Annotated in this window: 18 protein-coding genes; 13 read left to right on the forward strand and 5 right to left on the reverse strand. The window is 62.7% G+C overall.

The genetic code is table 11. From position 1 onward, the window contains the following. Positions 1-3 precede the first annotated feature (3 nt). The 4 genes from ACN2XU_RS03065 to ACN2XU_RS03080 all read right to left on the reverse strand — a co-directional run bounded on the left by ACN2XU_RS03065 (position 4) and on the right by ACN2XU_RS03080 (position 3972). A complete protein-coding gene (locus tag ACN2XU_RS03065; RefSeq protein WP_419408930.1) occupies positions 4-924 on the reverse strand; it encodes an SIR2 family protein in 921 nt (306 codons plus the stop codon). Between the two features lie 820 nt (positions 925-1744). Next, positions 1745-2371 (reverse strand): CDP-alcohol phosphatidyltransferase family protein, encoded by a 627-nt coding sequence (locus ACN2XU_RS03070; RefSeq protein ID WP_419408931.1) that lies wholly within the window; start codon positions 2369-2371, stop codon positions 1745-1747. A 9-nt stretch (positions 2372-2380) separates the two neighbouring features. Further along, the gene (locus ACN2XU_RS03075; RefSeq protein ID WP_419408932.1) at positions 2381-3328 is read right to left on the reverse strand and encodes a phosphatidate cytidylyltransferase; all 948 of its coding nucleotides are present in this window, start codon (positions 3326-3328) and stop codon (positions 2381-2383) included. Beyond that, positions 3325-3972 carry a lysophospholipid acyltransferase family protein gene (locus ACN2XU_RS03080; protein WP_419408933.1) on the reverse strand — a complete coding sequence of 216 codons (648 nt, stop codon included), beginning with the start codon at positions 3970-3972 and terminating at the stop codon, positions 3325-3327. Before ACN2XU_RS03080 ends, ACN2XU_RS03075 begins: the two co-directional genes overlap by 4 nt. Before the next feature lie 402 nt (positions 3973-4374). Between ACN2XU_RS03080 and tkt the strand changes: the two genes are divergently transcribed. Beyond that, positions 4375-6372 (forward strand): transketolase, encoded by a 1998-nt coding sequence (tkt, locus tag ACN2XU_RS03085; RefSeq protein ID WP_419408934.1) that lies wholly within the window; start codon positions 4375-4377, stop codon positions 6370-6372. Between the two features lie 61 nt (positions 6373-6433). Here tkt and ACN2XU_RS03090 read toward each other — a convergent pair whose 3' ends face one another. Continuing rightward, positions 6434-6901 carry a MarR family winged helix-turn-helix transcriptional regulator gene (locus ACN2XU_RS03090; protein WP_419408935.1) on the reverse strand — a complete coding sequence of 156 codons (468 nt, stop codon included), beginning with the start codon at positions 6899-6901 and terminating at the stop codon, positions 6434-6436. 233 nt (positions 6902-7134) lie between these two features. On the opposite strand from ACN2XU_RS03090, the gene ACN2XU_RS03095 reads away from it, so the two are divergent. From ACN2XU_RS03095 to ACN2XU_RS03150, 12 genes are all read left to right on the forward strand, one after another. Next, entirely contained in the window at positions 7135-7653 is a 519-nt protein-coding gene (locus ACN2XU_RS03095; RefSeq protein WP_419408936.1) for a DinB family protein, read from the forward strand. Between the two features lie 88 nt (positions 7654-7741). Then, a complete protein-coding gene (locus tag ACN2XU_RS03100; RefSeq protein ID WP_419408937.1) occupies positions 7742-8734 on the forward strand; it encodes an MDR family oxidoreductase in 993 nt (330 codons plus the stop codon). Next, positions 8727-9119: a hypothetical protein gene (locus ACN2XU_RS03105; RefSeq protein WP_419408938.1), complete on the forward strand. Its 393-nt coding sequence runs from the start codon at positions 8727-8729 to the stop codon at positions 9117-9119. Before ACN2XU_RS03100 ends, ACN2XU_RS03105 begins: the two co-directional genes overlap by 8 nt. A 235-nt stretch (positions 9120-9354) precedes the next feature. Beyond that, positions 9355-9768 carry a universal stress protein gene (locus tag ACN2XU_RS03110; RefSeq protein WP_419408939.1) on the forward strand — a complete coding sequence of 138 codons (414 nt, stop codon included), beginning with the start codon at positions 9355-9357 and terminating at the stop codon, positions 9766-9768. 52 nt (positions 9769-9820) lie between these two features. Beyond that, a complete protein-coding gene (locus ACN2XU_RS03115; RefSeq protein ID WP_419408940.1) occupies positions 9821-11467 on the forward strand; it encodes a BCCT family transporter in 1647 nt (548 codons plus the stop codon). Positions 11468-11653: 186 nt separating this feature from the next. Continuing rightward, positions 11654-13075, forward strand: a complete 1422-nt coding sequence (locus tag ACN2XU_RS03120; RefSeq protein WP_419408941.1) for a cryptochrome/photolyase family protein — start codon at positions 11654-11656, stop codon at positions 13073-13075. Between the two features lie 78 nt (positions 13076-13153). Beyond that, positions 13154-14392, forward strand: a complete 1239-nt coding sequence (locus ACN2XU_RS03125) for a class I SAM-dependent methyltransferase (RefSeq protein ID WP_419408942.1) — start codon at positions 13154-13156, stop codon at positions 14390-14392. A gap of 5 nt (positions 14393-14397) precedes the next feature. Next, positions 14398-14838 (forward strand): TrgA family protein, encoded by a 441-nt coding sequence (locus ACN2XU_RS03130; protein WP_419408943.1) that lies wholly within the window; start codon positions 14398-14400, stop codon positions 14836-14838. A 12-nt stretch (positions 14839-14850) separates the two neighbouring features. Then, entirely contained in the window at positions 14851-15966 is a 1116-nt protein-coding gene (locus ACN2XU_RS03135; RefSeq protein WP_419409266.1) for a gamma-glutamylcyclotransferase, read from the forward strand. A 66-nt stretch (positions 15967-16032) separates the two neighbouring features. Next, positions 16033-17067, forward strand: a complete 1035-nt coding sequence (locus ACN2XU_RS03140) for a cysteine synthase A (RefSeq protein ID WP_419408944.1) — start codon at positions 16033-16035, stop codon at positions 17065-17067. A 14-nt stretch (positions 17068-17081) separates the two neighbouring features. After that, on the forward strand, positions 17082-19499 hold the full coding sequence (locus ACN2XU_RS03145) for a DUF3772 domain-containing protein (protein ID WP_419408945.1): 2418 nt from the start codon (positions 17082-17084) through the stop codon (positions 19497-19499). Next, entirely contained in the window at positions 19496-20218 is a 723-nt protein-coding gene (locus ACN2XU_RS03150) for an alanyl-tRNA editing protein (RefSeq protein WP_419408946.1), read from the forward strand. Before ACN2XU_RS03145 ends, ACN2XU_RS03150 begins: the two co-directional genes overlap by 4 nt. Positions 20219-20289 lie beyond the last annotated feature (71 nt).

Here is a 20289-nt window from a genome sequence, read left to right on the forward strand (position 1 = left end):
TACCTAAAGGACCAAATTGTTGAAACCTGGAAGCGACCATAAATCAGCAGTGTCCACCTCGACACCATCTGGGGCCTCGGGGCGGTAGACCTTGCTCCCGGTTCCAGACATCTCGACACCCATGTAGTTTGTACCGGCTTTGGTCTTGAGAAAGTCTTTGGCCTCGTCGGTCAGGGTTCTGGCCAGCACAACGATGGGCACGTTTCTTTCCCGACATCGCTCGATGATTTTTGGATGGATATGCAGATCGCGGAAGCCAAATCCGATACAAAGAAACGCAGAGGCGGTCTTCAGCGCGTCATCTGCGCCATTAATTATTGTTCGGAATGGGTCTTGGGACGTTGTCTCGTATTTGTTGAATCCAGGAGTAACGATAAGAGGGGTGTACTCGGCGGGTGGCAATTCAAAGACCGGCAATCCCACTGTTCGCTCATCTGCGGTGCGGAACCAGTCCAGCGAGCCATGGACCTTCCAGATCTTGACGACCCGCGAAGCCTTGGAGCCATGCCGGAATTTGACTCCGCCGGTGCTCTCCCACTTCTGGATATAGCCTGGAGCAAACCCGGTTTGAAAAAGCACTCCTTTGGAATTGCAGGCAAACTCTGCGACGCGATCATAGTTGGTGGTGACGACATGGATTTCGCGCAAGTTGCTGTTGAACATCCTGGACAGCAAACGCCCAAGAGCGAACTCCCCGCCATTTGACGCTGCAAGGCCTAATAGCGCTGTATCCTTCTCGTTGACACATTGCCAAGTCAGGCTGACAATCTTCGCGAGCAGGGTATCCGGCAAAGCCTTGCCCTCCAACGCAGCTTCAAGATGATCACCGTTTGCTAAGGCTGTCCGGACCAACAACCAAGCGTCCTCTTCGGCTTGGCCCACTGTTTCCAGCTTGTCACACAGGTAGCCGCTCAGTGCTCCCATACTTGGCAATCCATGTGGCATAGAGGCGCCACTTCCAAGGACAATTGTCGGGGATCCTTGGAAACAGGTTAGCGCAAACTTGGCGATGTCTTCTGTCTTCATTTAGTTTGGGACGCTCCGCTTGGGTTGGTATCAATGATCTGAATGAAAAGGCCCGTCGTCAGAGGCTAAACAGACCCCATTTGAAATCAACCTTAATATGGAATCGCCAACAGGAAAAAATCCTGGCGTTGCAGCCAAAAAGAACGACCATAAGCAATTAGTATCACCGAACTAAACGGCCGCTTCTTGTCGCGGCATTGGTTTTCACGCTGATGCAGCGAAGGTCAGCTTCCCGCCCACACTTCGGAATGCCTCGGGTGCTGCGGCTGCACAGGTCATGTCCGCTTCGGGCTGGGACCGGCCATCCACCGCGCCTGGCATGAAGGTCGGCTGTGGGCCGCTCATGGGATGCACGCAACAAACGTTAGGAACCCCGCACAGCCGACCTTCGCGGTCTGGGCTGATAGATTGCCGAGTGATGAACAACGTCGAAGCTGATTGCGGCCAAGACCCACTGCCGGGGGCCGGCGACACTGTGGCTGGCGCTATGGCCCTGCTGCTGGTAATTCGAGAGCCTGACTGAGCCTCATTCCGTTTCCATAATCTCTGTAACTCATTGATACTTGAAAAGTGTAGAGGGTGCCTGTTTTCTAGCAACTACTTGGCACAATAGGTTTTGGCGCTTTCTATCGGGTGCACCACTTCTCCTGAATAGCCAGTCTTTGAGAGGTCTATGGAGCCGTATGGGTGGCTTCGGCGGCGGTGATTTCCGTGAGGCCTAGCCGTTGCGGCGCAGCCATGAAATCAGTCGTCCGCAGCGGCGGAGCGCTGTCAGCCCTGCGCCGATGGCGATGATCCAGAGTGCCCATTCGAGGACCGCGATCCCTAATCCGAGCCAGGGCCCAACGAGGGCCAGCAGCGCCGCCCCCGTTGCGGCCGCCATCCGGTGCGGTTTGGCCATGGGACCGGAAAAATCGGGCGGGGCACCGGCACTGGTGCCGAGCTCGCGGATGTAGGCCGTCAGGATTGCCATGGCGGCAGCCGCCCAGCCGAGCGCGGCATTGCCCGCGCCCAATCCCATGCCAACAAGGATCAGTACATCCGCCAGCCGGTCCGGTGCTTCGTTCCAGAAGGCGCCCGTCGGGCTCTTCTTGCCGCCCTCTATGGCCACCATCCCGTCGAGCAGGTTGCAGGCAAGGCGCAGTTGCACCCCCAGCGCCGCGACGATCAGCCAAAACCCGTTTGTCCCGCCCGAAAGCCAGAAGGCATCGGCGGCGAGCAGTGCAAAGCCGACAGAGGCGGCACTGATCTGGTTGGGCGTGATGCGCGTGGCGGCAAGCCAGCGCGCCGTGCGGGCGGCGAGAGCGGTGTCGCGGCTTTTGAGCGGGCGGCGTGTGTTCGTCATGGCAAGACCTCAGACCGAGGACCAGAAATAGCGGGTCAGGTGAAAGAAGATTGGCGCGGAAAAGACCACCGAGTCGAGCCTGTCGACAAAGCCGCCGTGTCCCGCGATCAGATGGCCCCAGTCCTTGATGCCCTTGTCGCGCTTGATCGCCGACATGACCAGCCCTCCGAAGAACCCCATGAGCGTGATCGCCAGCGCCATCAAGAAAGCCTGAAACGGCGTGAATGGGGTCAGCCACCAAAGTCCCGCGCCCGCCAAGGATGCGGTGAGGATGCCGCCGACGAAACCTTCCCATGTCTTCGACGGCGAGAGCTTGGGCGCGATCCTGCGGCGACCGAAAAGCTTGCCCCAGACGTATTGCATCACGTCTGAGAACTGCACGGTGAAGACGAGGAAGGCGATCAGCAGGATGGATTTTCCTTCGTAGCCGGGGATTTGCAGCGTCAGAAGCGCCGGGACATGGGACGCGGCGAAGACGCAGATCATCAGCGCCCATTGGGTTTCCGCAATGCGCATCAGAAAGCGGTCGGTCTCGCCGCGCAGGACCGCGACGATGGGCAATCCAAGAAAGGCATAGACCGGGATGAAGATCGAATACATCCCGTACCAATCCAGTCCGATGAAGATGTATTGCACCGGCAGGATGACGAAGAAGCTGGCGGCGAGCGCATAGTGATCGGCGCGGCGCTTCTCGGTCAGGGTCAGAAATTCGCGCAGGGCCGCAAAGCTCAGCAGCGCAAAGAGGACCAGCACGCCCGTGCGCCCGGCCAGCATGGCAAGGCCGAGCAACGCCACCATCGCCCACCATGCCTTGATCCGGGCGTTGAGGTTCTCGATGGTGGCGTTCTGGCCGTCCTTGTTCAGCCGGAGGCTCAGGACGAGACCGATGACAGAGGCGAGGACGAGGATCGCAAGGACCCCGGCCATCAGGTGCAGGAATTCGGTCGGGGCGCTCATGTGTCCTGTCCTTCCGGGGCGAGGGCGAGAAGGGCGGTTTCCGCGCGCTTCAGGAACGTGGCTTTGTCTTCACCCGGGGCCACGTGCATCGGCGCTCCGAAGGTGACGGTGCACAGCAGCGGGATCGGTATGATTTCGCCCTTGGGCATGACATTGTTGAGATTGTCGATCCAGACCGGAACGAGGTCGACCTCGGGGCATTGGCTTGCGAGGTGAAACAGCCCGGATTTGAACGGGAGCAGGCGCTCGCGTCCCATGTTCCGCGTGCCTTCGGGGAAGAGGATCAGCGAGGCGCCGGTTTCTATGGCCTGCGCCATCTGGCTGACCGGATCGGTGCTGCGCCGCGCGGCGTCGCGCTCGATCAGCACCGCGCGGAACACGTCGCGCCCGATAAAGCGGCGCATAGGGGAGGTAAGCCAGTAATCGGCGGCGGCCACAGGGCGGGTGCGGGCGCGCAGGGCAGGCGGCAGGGAGGCCCAGAGCAGGACAAAATCGCCGTTGCTGGTGTGATTGGCAAAATAGACGCGCTGGCTCGGCACGGGTTCGATCCCCATCCAGATGGCCCGCGCGGCAGTGACCAGATGCGCGAAAAAGGCGATGGCGGTGCCGGTCAGACGCGCCGCGCCCGTTCTGAGCCAGTCCATGAATCTCCCTTTCCGCAAGACCTGAAGGTCGCAAGCTAATGCAGCGCGGTGCAACGTGAAAGTCAGGATAACCGGATTTTTCGGATCGGTCCGGTCCCCGTTTAAAGAGCCGCGCAGGGTGCGCAGTTCGTCACCGCTTATGGTGCCATTCTTCCACGCCTCGGCAGCCTAGAGCAACGGTCGGATCTGTTTGATCAAACCAACGTCCAGATGTTGAAAACCGTGGCACGGGGGCCGGGTCACGCCGGGCAATGTCGTCTCGATCTGGTTCTCTTCCGAAATGCGGTCGGGGCTGCAACCTGTAGGCAGGCTTACCGAACCCTTTAGCGTTTCTTCTTTGTGGCGCGGGCGGCTATTGTCTATTCAAGGTCAGCTTTTCCCAGCCGTTCAAGGATGCCACGCATGACCGTTCAGACCGCCCCCGACCAGACGACCGACCTGCGGGAAATGGCCAATGCCATGCGCTTTTTGTCGATGGATGCCATCGTGCGGGCCGAGGACGGCCACCCGGGCACGCCACTGGGCGGCGCGGACATCGCCACGGGGCTGTTCACGCAGGCGCTGAAGTTCGATCCCAAAGTGCCGGACTGGCCCGACCGCGACCGCTTTGTGCATTCGGCCGGGCATGGCTCCATGCTGCTCTATTCGGCGCTGCACCTCGCCGGGTATGAAAAGATCGATATGGAGCAGATCAAGAGCTTTCGTGTGCTCGGCTCTCATACGGCGGGGCACCCGGAGTTTGACATCCAGGCCGGAATCGAGACCACGACCGGCCCGCTGGGGCAGGGGATCGCCAATGCCGTCGGAATGGCGGTGGCGGAACGCATCCTGAACCATCGCTTTGGCGACGGCATCGTCGATCACTACACCTATGCCTACACCGGCGATGGCTGTTTGATGGAGGGGATTTCGGCGGAGGTGATTGCGCTGGCCGGGCACCTGAAGCTGGGCAAGTTGATCTACCTTTGGGACGACAACCGGATGACCGATGACGGCCCCACCGATCAGGCGGTGTCCGAAGATCAGCGGGTGCGCTTCGAGAACAACGGCTGGCATGTGCAGGAGGTCGATGGCCATGACGCCATGGCGGTGGCCGGGGCGATTGCAGCGGCCAAGACGGACCCGCGCCCGTCGATGATCGCCTGCCGAACGTTGATTGGTTTTGGCATTCCTCGCATTCAGGACGATCGCGCCGCGCATGGCGGCAAGATTTCAACCGAGGACACGGACGCTGCTCGGGCGGCTCTGAACTGGCCCTATGCGCCTTTCGAAATCCCGCAGGCGATTTATGACGCCTGGGGGCAGGCGGGCCAGCGCGGCGCCGAGGCGCGAGAGGCGTGGCAGGCGCGTGTGGACGCCATGGCGCCGCAGGACCGCGCGGAATGGGATCGCGTGATGTCCGGGGCCCTGCCGGAGGGCTGGCAACAGACCATCCGCGACGCCAAGACGGCGTTTGTCGAAGAGGGCGGCGCGACGGCGGGGATCCGTGCCTCCGGCGCGATGCTGGCCGCGCTCGCGGAGACGATCCCGGAACTGATCTCCGGCGCGCCGGACCTCGAAGCCGCGACGCAGCACAAACGCCAGCTGTCGCCGTTCACTGCCGCCGACCGGGGCGGGCGCTATATCCACTACGGGGTGCGCGAATTCGCCATGGGCGCGATGATGAACGGCATGACGGCGCACGGTGGCCTCGTATCCATGGGCACGACGTTCCTCGTCTTTTCTGATTACCTGCGCCACACGTTGCGCATGGCGGCGCTGATGGAAATCCCCGGCATTTTCGTCTTCAGCCATGACAGCATCGGCATTGGCAAGAACGGCCCGACGCATCAGCCTGTCGAATATCTCGCCTCGCTTCGGGCCTATCCGAACATGTGGACGATCCGCCCGGCGGACGCCGTGGAAATGGCGGAGGCCTGGGAGCTTGGGTTGCTGCACCGGGATGGGCCGACGGCGATCATCGCGTCGCGTCAGGGGCTTGCCTTGCTGCGCGGGGCAGGCGCCGAAAACCGGACGGCGCGGGGCGCTTACGTTTTGGCCGAGGCGACGGGAAGCGCGGCGCGGGTGACGCTGATCGGCACCGGCTCAGAGGTCGCGGTGGCGATGGCGGCGCGGGACCTGCTGCAGGCAGACGGCGTGCCGACGGCGGTGGTCTCCATGCCGTGCTGGGAGCTGTTCGAGGCGCAGGGCGAGGCCTACAAGGCTTCCGTGCTGCCCGAGGGCACGGTCAAGGTGGCGGTGGAGGCGGCGGTGCGGCTGGGCTGGGACCGTTACATCGGGCCGAAAGGCGCGTTTATCGGGATGGACAGTTTTGGTGCGTCGGGAGATTACCCGGACCTCTACAAGCATTTTGGCATCACGCCAGAGGCTGTGGCCGAAGCGGCCAAGGCGCGGCTTTGACGACGTCCCGGCGCGCAGGTCCCGCTGCGCGCCGGTGGGCTACAGAACTGGTCTTCTGCCGTCACGATTTTGGTTGCAACAGCGCGGTCAACCCCTGTTCCAGGGCCTTGAAGGCCGGGCCGAGGCGCGCTTCGATCTCGCGCTGATACTCCTCAGCCAGCGGCAGAAGCTCCGCCATCAGGCTGCGACCCTGCGCGGTCAGCGACAGCCGCAGCAGCCGCCGGTCGGTCTCATGCGCCCGTTTGGAAATCAACCCCGCCGTCTCCAGCCTTGAGGCCGCGCGGCTGACCTTGCTCTTCTCCATCGCCACCCGCGCCTCGATGTCCCGCACCGAGACGTCATCGGCCTGCGTCAGATGCACCAGCACCCGCCATTCCGGGATCGAGATGCCAAAACGGGCGCGGTACTGCCGGGCCAGCTCTTCCGATGTCTGCTGTGCGGCAACCGCGAGGCGGTAGGGCGTAAAATGCGCCAGATCGAAGGATTGCAGCGCGTCGTCGGGCAGGGTGGGCTTGGGCGGTGAACTCATTCGGTGGCATCCAGTGCATGTGCAGGGCCCACAATGCCGCCTGAGCCGCGCCGCCGCAAGCATCGCCCTGCCGCGCAGCGGGTAAGTTTCTTGAGTGCACATCAGTCAGCCCCGTTGCACCCGCCGGAATGTTTTGCCACCGTGCAAGGCGATCAAGGGCGGGCGGTGCCTTATGGCGCGATGAAAGAAAAGGTGGGCAAAATGGCGGAGCTTTGGCAGCCGGGGGTGCGGGTATGATGATCACGCCGGAGTATTGCGTGACGATGGCACGCTACAATGGATGGCAGAACCGCCAGCTCAAGGCGCTGTTCGATCAGATGAGCCCGGATGAGCTGACGCAGGACCGAAAGAGCTTTTTCGGCTCGATCCTGAACACGGCAAATCATCTGCTCTGGGGGGACCGGATCTGGATTGCGCGGCTGACCGGCGGCACGGCGCCGGCGGGAAGCATAGCGGACAGCACCGGGCTGACGCAGGATGCGACGGCTTGGGGCGTGGAGCGGTTTCGCACCGATGGCGCGCTCTTGCGCTGGGCCGAGCGGGTGCTTGCGGTGGAGCTGACCGGGCCGCTGTCTTGGTATTCCGGCGTGCAGGGGCGCGCGGTGGAAAAACCGCTGGCGCTCTGTGTGAGCCATATGTTCAATCACCAGACCCATCACCGCGGGCAAATCCATGCGATGCTGACAGCGGCGGGCTATGAGGCGCCGGTGAGCGATTTGATTTTCATGCCCGACGACGGACCCTGGATATAGGGGACGGTGGACGGCGCTCGTTTGTTCCAAACGTCGCCCCGCCCGCCGTCCCATCACGTTACGACTCAGACCAACAAGGAGAGGCGACATGTTCAAGGCATTGATCGTTGAGAAGACCGAAGACGGCAAGACCGAGGCCAGCGTGCAGCAGATCGGTGAAGACCGCCTGCCCGAGGGGGAGGTGACCGTCGCGGTGGAGTACTCCACTGTGAACTACAAGGACGGCCTGTGCATCGGTCCGGGGGGCGGGCTTGTCCGCAATTACCCGCATGTGCCGGGGATTGATTTCGCCGGGACGGTCGAGGCCTCGACGGACGATCGGTACAAACCTGGTGACAAGGTGGTGCTCACCGGCTGGCGCGTCGGCGAGGCGCATTGGGGCGGCTATTCCCAGAAGGCGCGGGTCAAGGCCGATTGGCTGGTGCCGCTGCCCGAGGGGCTGGACGCGCGGGCCGCGATGGCCGTGGGCACCGCCGGGTTTACTGCGATGCTGGCGGTGATGGCGCTGCAGGATCATGGTATGAAACCGGGCGATGGTCCGGTTCTGGTAACGGGCGCGGCGGGAGGTGTCGGCTCTGTCGCGGTTGCGATCCTAGCCAACCTTGGTTTCGAGGTCGCGGCGGTGACCGGGCGCGCCGATCAGGCGGACTATCTCAAGGGCCTCGGCGCCACGGAGATCGTCGCCCGCGACGAGCTGACCGAGGTCACGCGCAAACCGCTGGAGGGCGAGCGCTGGGCGGGCTGCGTTGATGCGGTAGCGGGGGCCATGCTGGGGCGTGTGCTCAAACAAATGAAGTATGGCTCCTCCGTCGCGGCCATCGGGCTGGCCGGGGGCGCGGCCATCGAGGGCGCTCTGATCACGCCCTTCATCCTGCGCGGGGTCAACCTTCTTGGCATCGACAGCGTGATGCAGCCCTATGACAATCGTGTCCGGGCGTGGCAGCGCATCGCGTCCGATCTGCCGATGGACAAGCTGGAGGCCATGGTGCAGCCCGCCACGCTGGCCGATCTGCCGCAGCTGGGCAGCGACATCCTCAAGGGGAAGGTGCGCGGGCGCGTCGTCGTGGACGTCAATGCCTGATCCGACGCCCGACGAGTTGGAGCGCATCGCGGCGGACCGCGCCGCGATGTTCCGTCCAGACTGGTTTTCGCGCCTCTTCGGCGCGAAACTTGCCCTTGGCGAGACCTTTTGGGGCGGGCATGTGGGTATTCAGTTGGTACTGATGCCGCTTTGGCTGGTGCTGATCGTGATCCTGCCACAGATCGCTCCGGGACTGGCGGCGGGCGGTATCCTTGTCTTTTTCTCGTTCTCCGTCCTGGTCTCGGCATTGGTCAGCCGTGCGGTTCTGTCTATCGCGTTGCGCGGCGAGGGTGGGGCATGGCGCTGGGGCGCGGCGGGGTTGAGCGCGTTGATCACGTTCACCTCCCTGGTCCTGCTCCTGCGCTGGATCGGCCAGAGCGTCTGAGCCATCCTTTGTTCTTGATCGCCTTGGTCTTTCCTCTAGGTCCGTGTAATGTCGCTTTTGAAGCCTGAGGTGCCGCGGCACTGGGCTTCAGCGATTAACGAAGCGCTACGCTTTGTTGAATGGGTCGGCGAGGATAGCCGGTTCATTCCCGAAATCCGGACACAGGGGAGCGCCTGCCGCTGCCCAATGACAAGACTTAGGTTTTGTCCGGTGACCAATCGAAAGGGGGACCAACGTGTTCAAACGCATCATGGTGCCGGTGGATCTGGCACATGCCGACCGGCTCGAAAAAGCCCTTGGCGTCGCCGCCGACATGGCGGGACACTACGGGGCGACTGTGGTCTATGTGGGCGTTTCGGCGGCAACGCCAAGCAGTATCGCGCATACGCCGGAAGAATTCCGCAGCAAGCTGGAGACGTTCGCCAAAGAGCAAGGCGCCACAAACGGCGTCGCGACCGAGGCCCACGCGATGACCAGCCACGACCCGTCCGTTGATCTTGATCCCACTCTGATCAAGGCGATCGGCGAGACCAAGGCCGACCTGGTCGTGATGGCCAGCCATATTCCAAACGTGACGGACTACATCTGGCCATCGAACGGAGGGACTCTGGCCGGGCATGCGAAGGTTTCGGTGATGATCGTGCGCTGAGCGCCGCCGAAACCCATCCAAAAAATGCGAACAGGATAGAGGGGGGCCGCACATGGCCGATACAACAGACAATCAGGGGATACCCGAACCGGAGGGTAACTCTGATATTATCGACACCGATTACAACATCGGTCAGGACAATATCGAAACCAAGGTCGGGCCGTTCCAGCTCGACATCCACAACCCGGTGTTCCTGATCTCCGGACTCGCCATCATCGCCTTCGTGTTCTACACGCTCGCGCTGCCGGAACAGGCGGGTTCCGTGTTCAGCTGGCTGTTCAGCGCGGTGACGAAGGGCTTCGACTGGTTCTTCATCGGGTCGGCGAACATCTTTGTCATCTTCTGCCTTTTGCTGATCGTGCTGCCGGTGGGTAGCGTTCGGCTTGGCGGGGCGGATGCGACGCCGGATTACACCTACATCGGCTGGTTCGCGATGCTGTTTGCCGCGGGCATGGGAATTGGTCTCATGTTCTATGGCGTGTCGGAGCCGATGAGCCACTTCTCCAGCTCACTCGGTGGCGTTGCCATGGGCGAGGACGGTGTGCGCACCGACTGGGCGCCGCTTGGCGGCGCGGCCGGGGACGAGCACGAAGCCACGCGTCTGGCCTTTGCTGCGACGATCTTTCACTGGGGTCTGCACCCTTGGGCGATCTATGCGGTGGTGGCGTTGGCGCTGGCGTTGTTCAGCTATAACAAGGGCCTGCCGCTGACCATCCGCAGCGCTTTTTATCCGATCCTCGGGGATCGTGTCTGGGGTTGGCCGGGGCATATCATCGACGTGCTGGCGGTCTTTGCCACGCTCTTCGGTCTTGCCACCTCGCTCGGCTTTGGCGCGACACAGGCGAATGCCGGTCTCAACGAGCTCTTTGGCATTCCGGTTGGCGAAACCACGGAAGTCGTCCTGATCACGGCCATCACTGCGGTTGCGCTGATTTCGGTGATCCGGGGTCTCGATGGCGGCGTGAAGGTGCTCTCGGAGATCAACATGGGGTTGGCGGCGCTGCTGTTGCTCTTTGTGCTCTTTGTCGGACCGACGCTGGCCATTCTGACGGGTTTTGTCGACTATCTCGGCGCCTACCTGCAGTACCTGCCGGCGTTGTCGAACCCGATCGGGCGCGAAGACGTCAACTTCTCGCAGGGCTGGACCTCCTTCTACTGGGCGTGGTGGATCAGCTGGTCACCCTTCGTCGGCATGTTCATCGCCCGCGTCAGCCGGGGCCGCACCGTGCGGGAATTCGTGATCTGCGTGTTGCTGATCCCGTCGCTCGTTTGTGTGCTGTGGATGTCGGTTTTTGGCGGCGTCGCGATCCAGCAGGTGATCCAGGACGGCTACGCGGCCGCGCAGGATGCGCCGCTTGAACTCAAGCTGTTCAAGATGCTGGACTTCATGCCGCTGGCGGCGATCACCTCCTTTATCGGGATCATCCTCGTGATCGTCTTCTTCGTCACCTCCTCCGACTCCGGCAGCCTTGTGATCGACACGATCACCGCAGGCGGCAAGGTCGATGCGCCGGTGCCGCAGCGGGTGTTCTGGTGCATCTTCGAAGGGGCCGTGGCCATCGTGTTGCTTCTCTCGGCGGGCGGCCTGCAATCGCTTCAATCCATGGTGATTTCCACGGGTCTGCCGTTCACCGTGGTGCTGCTTGTGATGTGCTGGGCGATCTGGAAGGGTCTGCAGTCGGAGCGCAAGGCGCTCTGAGCCGTCCCAAATCATGACACGAAAGGCCCCGGCGCATGTCCGGGGCCTTTTGCTTTTGGGGCGTTGCGGCACGCGGTGCATGTCCCTGTGTCAACAAACTTTGATCCGGGCGGAAATGCTCTACGTATCCTTTGAAACCAACAGGCTGCGAGCGGCGTTGGGAAAAAACGACTCTCGGAGGCAGGCTTGTCGGACACCACCCCCATTCTCGTCTGGATCAGGCGTGACCTGCGGCTCAGCGATCATGCGGCTCTGCATGCGGCGGCGCAGACCGGGCGTGCCGTGATCCCGGTGTTCATCCGTGACAGCCTCGTTGACGATCTTGGCGCCGCGCCGAAATGGCGGCTGGGCCTTGGGCTGGAGTGCTATGCGCGGGCGCTGGAAGAAAAGGGATCGCGGCTGGTCCTGCGGGCCGGTCCCGCGCGCGAGGTGCTGGAGCGGCTGATCGAAGAGACCGGAGCGGGGGCGGTTTATTGGATGCGGGCCTATGACCCCGGCAGTGTCGAGCGCGACACACGGGTGAAATCGGCGCTGAAGGCGCGCGGTCTCGATGTGCAGAGTTTTGCCGGGCATCTGCTCTTCGAACCCTGGACGGTCGAGACCAAGCAGGGCGGTTTCTACAAGGTCTATACGCCGTTCTGGCGCGAAGCGAGCACCCATGACGTTTCCGAGCCGCTGCCTGCGCCAGGTGCGCTCACCGCTCCCGAACACTGGCCGGAGAGCGACGCGCTGGACGATTGGGCGCTGGGGGATGCGATGCGGCGCGGGGCGGCGGTGGTCCGTCCCTATGTCCAGCTTGGAGAGCAGGCGGCGCACAGCAGGCTTGGCGCGTTCATGGCGTCGAAGGTGGCTGACTATGACAAACAGCGGGATCTTCCGGCGGAGGATGGCACCTCCTGCCTGAGCGAAAACCTGTCACTGGGAGAGATCAGCCCGGCGACTTGCTGGGCCGCGGGCAAGCGCGCGATGGCGGCCGGCAAGGCCGGCGCGGAGACCTTCCTCAAGGAACTGGTCTGGCGCGAGTTCGCCTACCACCTGATGTGGCACACGCCGCGCCTGCTGGAGGACAACTGGCGCGAGGAATGGCAGGCGTTCCCGTGGAACGAGGACGAACGCCGCGCCGAAGTGAAAGCGTGGAAGCAGGGGCGCACCGGCATTCCCTTTGTCGATGCGGGCATGCGCGAGCTTTATGTGACCGGACGGATGCACAACCGGGTTCGGATGATCGTTGGATCGTATCTGACCAAACATCTGATGTGTCACTGGAAGATCGGGATGCGGTGGTTCGAGGACTGCCTGATCGACTGGGATCCGGCGTCGAATGCGATGGGCTGGCAGTGGGTGGCGGGCTGCGGTCCGGATGCGACTCCCTATTTCCGTGTGTTCAACCCGAATACCCAGGCCAGGAAATTCGATCCCGAGGAAACCTATCTGGGGCGCTGGATTGCCGAGGGCCATGCCCGGCCGAGCGACACCGCGCTCAGTTTCTTCGATGCGATCCCGCAAACTTGGCCGCTGTCTTCGGACGATTCCTATCCAAAGCCGATTGTCAGCCTTGAAGCGGGGCGCGATGCTGCGCTTGAGGCCTACAAGAACCGGGACTTCTGAAGACCGGACCAAACCAGACCGCCCCGCACCCCGGAGCGAAAAAAACCTGTTACACTGCCTGTTGGGGAGGGCGAGACCATGAAGCATATAGACGAAAGCCAATTCCTTGAGGTCCTGACGAGTACGGAGGGGCAGGGTGATCTGCCGCGCTACTTCGCACAGGTGTTCAAGGCCGCGTCGGAGATGAACAAGGGGCGGCTCGATTTCGTGATGCCCGATGGCCGTGTCTTTCGGGCCACCGGCAAGACGCCGGGGCCAGAGGCCGAACTGCATATCCACAATCCGGACATTTTTGGCCGGCTGATCCGCGAGGGCGATCTTGGTTTTTGCGAGGCCTATGTGGACGAGTGGTGGTCCTCGCCGGACCTGATGGCGTTTCTCGATCTGGTTCATGCAGACAATGACGAGCTGTATGACGGCTTTCCGGGCATGGGGCTTGTCCGCGCCTATGAAAAGCTGCGCTTCTGGCTGCAGCGCAACTCGAAGCGCGGCTCGAAGAAGAACATCGCGCATCACTATGATCTTGGGAACGACTTCTACGGTCTCTGGCTCGACGACACGATGACTTACAGCTCGGCGCTCTTCGAGACCGGCGAGGAAACCATGGAAGAGGCGCAGATCGCCAAATATGCGGCGCTGATCGACCGTATGAATGTGCAGCCGGGCGATCATGTGCTGGAGATCGGCTGTGGCTGGGGCGGGTTTGCGGAATATGCCGCGCAGGAACGCGGGCTGCGCGTAACCTGCCTGACCATCAGCCGCGAGCAGTTCGACTATGCCAGCGCGCGCATCGAGAAGGCGGGTCTGAGCGATCGCGTCACCTTCAAGCTGCAGGACTACCGCGACGAAACCGGCCTGTATGATGGCATCGCCAGCATCGAGATGTTCGAGGCGGTGGGCGAGAAATACTGGCCGGTCTACTTCAACACGCTCAAACGCTGCCTGAAACCGGGGCGGTCAGCGGCGTTGCAGATCATCACCGTCCAACACAAGCGCTGGGACGTCTATCGCCGGGGCGTTGACTTCATTCAGAAGTACATCTTCCCGGGCGGCATGTTGCCGAGTCCCGTTGTCCTGCGCGAAGAAATCCGCAAGGCGGGCCTGAAAGACGAAGGCAGCCGGGAGTTTGGCGAGAGCTATTCGATCACGCTGCGCCGCTGGCACAGGGACTTCAACGCCCGCTGGCCGGAAATAGCGCGACATGGATTCGACACACGCTTTCAAAGAATGTGGAATTTCTATCTAGCGGCTTGCGCGGCGACCTTCCACTTCGGTAACTGTGATGTAACGCAGATAACAGTAACCAGGCCGAGCTGACAAACATGCCCACCGCTGCCAAACTCGTTGCCGCCCTGTGCCTTGCGGCGCTTGGGTTTGGCGTCTCGGAGCTGATCAAGACCCTGATGCCTGCCTCCACCGCCTTCGGGTCCTTCAGTTTCATCAACGCCGGCCTGGGGTTGGTGGTTGGCTGGATCGTCGTCGGCAACCGGGCCGGTCGCGGGCAGGCGGCGGCGGTGGGCAATGGCATAACCGGGGTTGTCTCCCTGGTATTCTGGGGCCTGTTCATCCAGGCCGTGAACGAAATGGTCAAAAAGGCCATGCAGCACCATTACGACGGGCCGGTCGAAGCCTTCGTGGCGGTCTTCCAGATCATGGTTGATTTTGGTGCGATGCTGCTTGATCCCAAGGTCTTGCTGGCGCTGCTGTGCGGGGCGTTGGTCACGGGCTATTTTTCGGAAGTCGCCGCCGGACGTTGGAGATAATCCCTGGCTGATCTGTTTTTCTATGGCACGCTGCGGCATGTGCCACTTCTGGCGCTTGTGCTGGGGCGGGATGTGCCCGAGTTGCAGGCCGCTGTCCTGCCGGGCTATGCGGTGCACAGCGCCAGGGACCAGCCGTTTCCCCTGATTGTCCCGACACCGGGCGAGACGGCCCGGGGCGTTTTGTTGCAGGGGCTGTCGGCCGAGGATGTGGCGCGGCTGGACTTCTACGAAGGCGGCTTTGCTTTTGACCTGATCGAGGTGACCGTCAGAACCGATACGGGCGAGGCCCCGGCGCAGGTCTATCTGCCACGCACCGGCGTGTGGCAGACTGGCCCGCTGTGGTCGCTGGAGAACTGGACCGCGCAGTGGGGCGAGATGACGGTGCTTGCGGCCTCCGAGGTCATGGAACGCTATGGCACGCAGGACGCCGCCACGATCCAGACCTTGCTGCCGTTCTTTCGCGCGCGCGCCTGGGCCCGGCAGATAGCGCGGGTGGCTGCGCCGCAGACTCTGCGCAACCGGATGACGCTCGATGATGTCGATATCCTGCGCGAGCGTCCGGGATACGACGGGTTTTTCCGGATCAAGGCCTTCGATCTGCGCCACAAGCGGTTCGACGGTGCGCCGAGCGGCGTCATCCAGAGGGAGAGCTTTGTCGCCTTCGACGCAGCGCTGGTGCTGCCCTACGATCCGGTGAGCGATACGGTCATGTTGATCGAACAGCTGCGCTATGGCCCGATCCAGCGCGGAGATCCCGCGCCCTGGGTGCTGGAGCCGATCGCGGGGCTGGTCGATGCGGGTGAGCCGCCCCTGGAGACGGCGCGGCGCGAGGCGGTCGAGGAAGCGGGTCTGCGGATCGAGCAGATGCTGCCGATGATGAAAGGCTATGCCAGCCCCGGCTACTCGACGGAGTTCTTTCATATGTTCCTTGGTCTGACCGATCTGTCGGAGCGGGCGGCGCAGGGGCAGGGCGGCCTCGACCATGAAAATGAAGACATTCGCAATCATGTGATCGGCTTTGATCAGGCCATGGCGCTGACCGAAACCGGCGAGATCAACGCGGTTCCGCTTGCCATGATGCTGTTTTGGCTGGCGGCAAAACGCGAGGGGCTGCGCAAGGCAGGTTGAGCGGTCTTGAGTTCCACCGGCACCGGCCCTACACCATGGGGACGTTTGTGCAGGAAAGGACTCCCGATGCGGATCGCAAAGGATTTGGCTCAGGCCGTTGGCAACACCCCCCTGATCCGTCTGAACAAGGCGTCGGACGAGACCGGCTGCGAGATCCTCGGCAAGGCTGAGTTCATGAACCCCGGCCAATCCGTGAAGGACCGCGCGGCGCTTTACATCATCAAGGATGCAATCGAGAAGGGTCAGCTCAAGCCCGGCGGCACCATTGTCGAGGGCACGGCGGGCAACACCGGCATTGGCCTGGCGCTTGTCGGCGCGTCCATGGGGTTCAAGACGGTCATCGTCATTCCAGAAACGCAAAGCCAGGAAAAGAAGGACATGCTGCGGCTGGCCGGAGCCGAATTGGTGCAGGTCCCCGCAGCGCCCTATCGCAATCCCAACAACTATGTGCGCTATTCCGGCCGCCTGGCCGAACAGCTGGCGCGCACCACGAACGAGGGCGTGATCTGGGCGAACCAGTTCGACAATGTCGCCAACCGTCAGGCGCATATCGAGACCACCGGCCCGGAAATCTGGGAGCAGACGAACGGCAAGGTCGACGGTTTCATCTGCGCAGTGGGATCGGGCGGGACGCTGGCCGGTGTCGGCATGGCACTGCAGCCTAAGGGCGTGAAGGTCGGCCTCGCCGATCCGGACGGCGCGACGCTCTACAACTACTACACAACCGGCGAGCACAAGGCCGAGGGCGGCAGCATCACGGAAGGCATCGGGCAGGGGCGGATCACCGCCAACCTCGAAGGGTTCACTCCGGACATGTGCTATAACATCCCCGACAGCGAGGCCCTGCCGGTGGTGTTTGACCTGCTGTCCGCAGAGGGCTTGTGTCTTGGCGGCTCCTCCGGGATCAACGTGGCGGGCGCGATCCGCATGGCCAGGGAAATGGGGCCGGGGCATACCATCGTGACGATCCTGTGCGATTATGGCACGCGCTATCAGTCGAAGCTCTTCAACCCTGAGTTCCTGAAGGAAAAGGGGCTGCCGACGCCGCCCTGGATGACGCGGTCACCGGCCAGCATACCGGGTGTATTCGAGGATCAGTGAAGACCATGCTCTCCATGACAAACAGACTGACAGGGCTCTTTGCAGCCCTGTTTCTGACTCTGGCCACCGTGGTGCTGGCGCAGGAAGACAGCGGCATCGACTACACCTCCTGGGAGGCGCTCGCCACGCGGGCGGAGAGCACGGTGGAGGACGGCCGCGCATCGAATGCGGCACTCGAAGCGCTGCGCAGGGATCTGGCAGGTTGGCGGGATGCGTTTCTGACAGAACAGAGCACCAACGCGCCGCGCGTCGCCAGTGTGCAGGCGCAGATTGAGGCGCTTGGTCCCGTGCCACCGGAAGGCGAGAGCGAAGACCCGGAATTGGCCGCCCGCCGCGCCGAACTCAACGAACAGCTCACCCGGCTCAGCGCGCCGGGTCGCCGCGCCGAGGAGGCGTTTGTTCGCGCCGATGGCGTGATCTCCGAGATCGACACGATCATTCGCGAACGCCAGACCGACGCGCTGCTGAGCCTCGGGCCATCGCCTCTGAACCCGGCCAACTGGACCGAGGCCATGGGCTACCTGAAGCGGGCGGTTCAGGACGCGTGGTCCGAGATGCGCCGAAACGCCAGCTCGCCGGCATTGCGCGTCGAGGCGCAGCAGAACCTGCCGCTGATCCTTGTGCTGATTGCCGCGGCCGGGATGCTGTTGTTGCGCGGCAAAGGCTGGGCCCATTCGGCGGTGGAACGCATGCGCGGTGCCACGCGGCGGGGCACAGGTGTCTGGCGGTTTGTCCTGTCCCTTGGGCAAGTCGTGCTGCCGTTTATCGGTATTTACGCGCTGACGCAGGCGCTTTTCGCCACGGGCATGGTGGGGCAACGCTGGACGGTGATCCTTGAGCAAGTGCCTCTCTGGGCCCTGATCATGCTGACGATCCGCTGGCTGGCGGATCAGAGCTTCAACGACGACGACGCCATTGCCACCATCCCGCTTGACAAGTCGGTGCGTTACCGCGCGCGCACCTATGCCAACCTGCTGTCGGTGACGTTCGTCGCGCGTTCCATCGTGCAGGCGATGATCGAATTCGACAACATTCCCGAAGCCAGCGCCGCGGTGCTGGATTTCCCGCTGCTTGCGCTGTCCGGGTTCTTCCTGTTCCGCCTTGGCCGCGTGCGCAATCAGGCGGCCCTGGCCGGCGGGTCCGAGGCGAATGCTGATGAAGGTCCGTTCCGGATGCGCTTTGCTAGGCTTCTGGGCCGGGCCGCGATGGTGGTGGGGGTTGTCGGTCCGGTGCTGGCCGCGATCGGCTATTACCGTGTTGGCGAAATGCTGATCTATCCGTTCATCGCAACGCTTGGGGTCATTGGCCTTGTGCTGGTGCTGCAGCGGGTGATCGACGATCTTTATGAACTGATCACCGGTCAGGACGGAGAACAGTCAGACAGCCTGATCCCGGTGCTGGCCGGGTTCATGCTCGTGCTGATTTCCATGCCATTTCTTGCGCTGATCTGGGGCGCGCGGGTTGCCGATCTGACTGAAATCTGGGCGCGCTTCCGCGAGGGGTTCCAGATGGGCGATACGCGGATTTCCCCCAGCGATTTTCTCATGGTGGCCGTGGTCTTTGTGGCGCTGCTGATGATGACGCGCCTGTTGCAGGGGGGGCTGCGCAGCACGGTTCTGCCGAAAACAAAACTCGATCAGGGCGCCCGCAATGCTGTGGTTTCCGGCGTCGGCTATGTCGGTATCATCCTCGCCACGATTATCGCCGTGACCGCTGGCGGGCTGGATCTCAGTTCGCTTGCCATCGTGGCTGGCGCGTTGTCGGTCGGTATCGGTTTTGGCCTGCAGAACATCGTTTCGAACTTCGTCTCCGGGATTATCCTCCTGATCGAGCGGCCCATCTCCGAGGGCGACTGGATCGAGGTCAGCGGGCGTCACGGCATCGTCAAGGACATCTCCGTGCGCTCAACCCGGATCGAGACCTTCGACCGGTTTGACGTGATTGTGCCGAACACCGATCTTGTCGCGGGGCAGGTCACCAACTACACGCGCGGCAATGTCATCGGCCGGATCATCGTGCCGGTCGGCGTCGCGTATGGCAACGACACCCGCAAGGTTGAGCGCATCCTGCTCGATATCGTGCGGCGCCACGACATGGTGCTGATGAACCCTGAGCCTTATGTGATGTTCAAGGGGTTCGGGGCCGACAGCCTCGATTTCGAGATCCGGGCCATTCTGCGCGACATCAACGAGGGCCTTGGCGTCAAGACCGAGATGAACCACCAGATCGTCGAGCGTTTCGCTGAGGAGGGCATCGAGATCCCCTTCGCACAGCGCGACATCTGGATTCGCAACCCGGAGGCGCTGGTGTCCCGGAAACAGGACGCCGCAGAGAACGACGACTATGTGCCCGTCGAAAAGGAGAAACGGCGCGCGGCCTCCGGGCCCGCCTTTGATCCCGGCAATGGCGGAGAAGGAGAGGGTGACCGATGAGTGAGCTGCTGTACCGAACAGACCCTTATCTGCGCGACGCGCCGGGACGGGTGACGGGCCATACCGAAGAGGGCGGCGTCATCGTCGAGCCTGCGCTGTTCTATCCCAAGGGCGGCGGTCAGCCGGGCGACAGCGGCTGGCTTGAATGGGACGGCAAACGCTTGCCCATCGCCACGGCGGTCAAGGCGGATGACGGCGTGCGTTCGATCCTCGTACCGGCAGAGCCGGTCGCGCTGCCGCCAAAGGGCGCGCATGTGGTGCAGGTGCTCGATTGGGAGCGGCGGCACCGGCACATGCGGGTTCATACGGCGTTGCATCTGCTGAGCGTAGTGGTGCCGCTGCCTGTCACTGGCGGACAGATCGGGGCAGGCAGCGGTCGGCTCGATTTCATGATGCCGGAGCCGCCGAGCGACAAGGATGCGCTGGAGCGGGCTTTGAATGACATGGTGGACAAGGATCTGCCGATTGGCGAGGAGTGGATCACCGAGGCTGACCTCGCTGCAAATCCGGAACTGGTGAAGACGCTATCTGTCAAACCGCCTCGCGGCTCCGGCGCCGTGCGGCTGGTCCGCATCGGAGAGGGGCGCGATCAGGTCGATCTGCAACCCTGCGGTGGCACCCATGTTGCCAGAACCGGAGAGATCGGCGCGGTGCAGATCCGCAAGGTCGAGAACAAAGGCAAGCAGAACCGCCGGATCAGTATCATTCTGGACAATTGACTGGCGGGTGCCCGTCTGTTCGGTCGGCCATCGTGCGATCGAAGCCAGTGCGGACGTGTTTTCGCAGTCGC

The sequence above is a fragment of the Pacificoceanicola niger genome (assembly GCF_048553275.1).
Taxonomy (GTDB): Bacteria; Pseudomonadota; Alphaproteobacteria; order Rhodobacterales; family Rhodobacteraceae; genus Pacificoceanicola.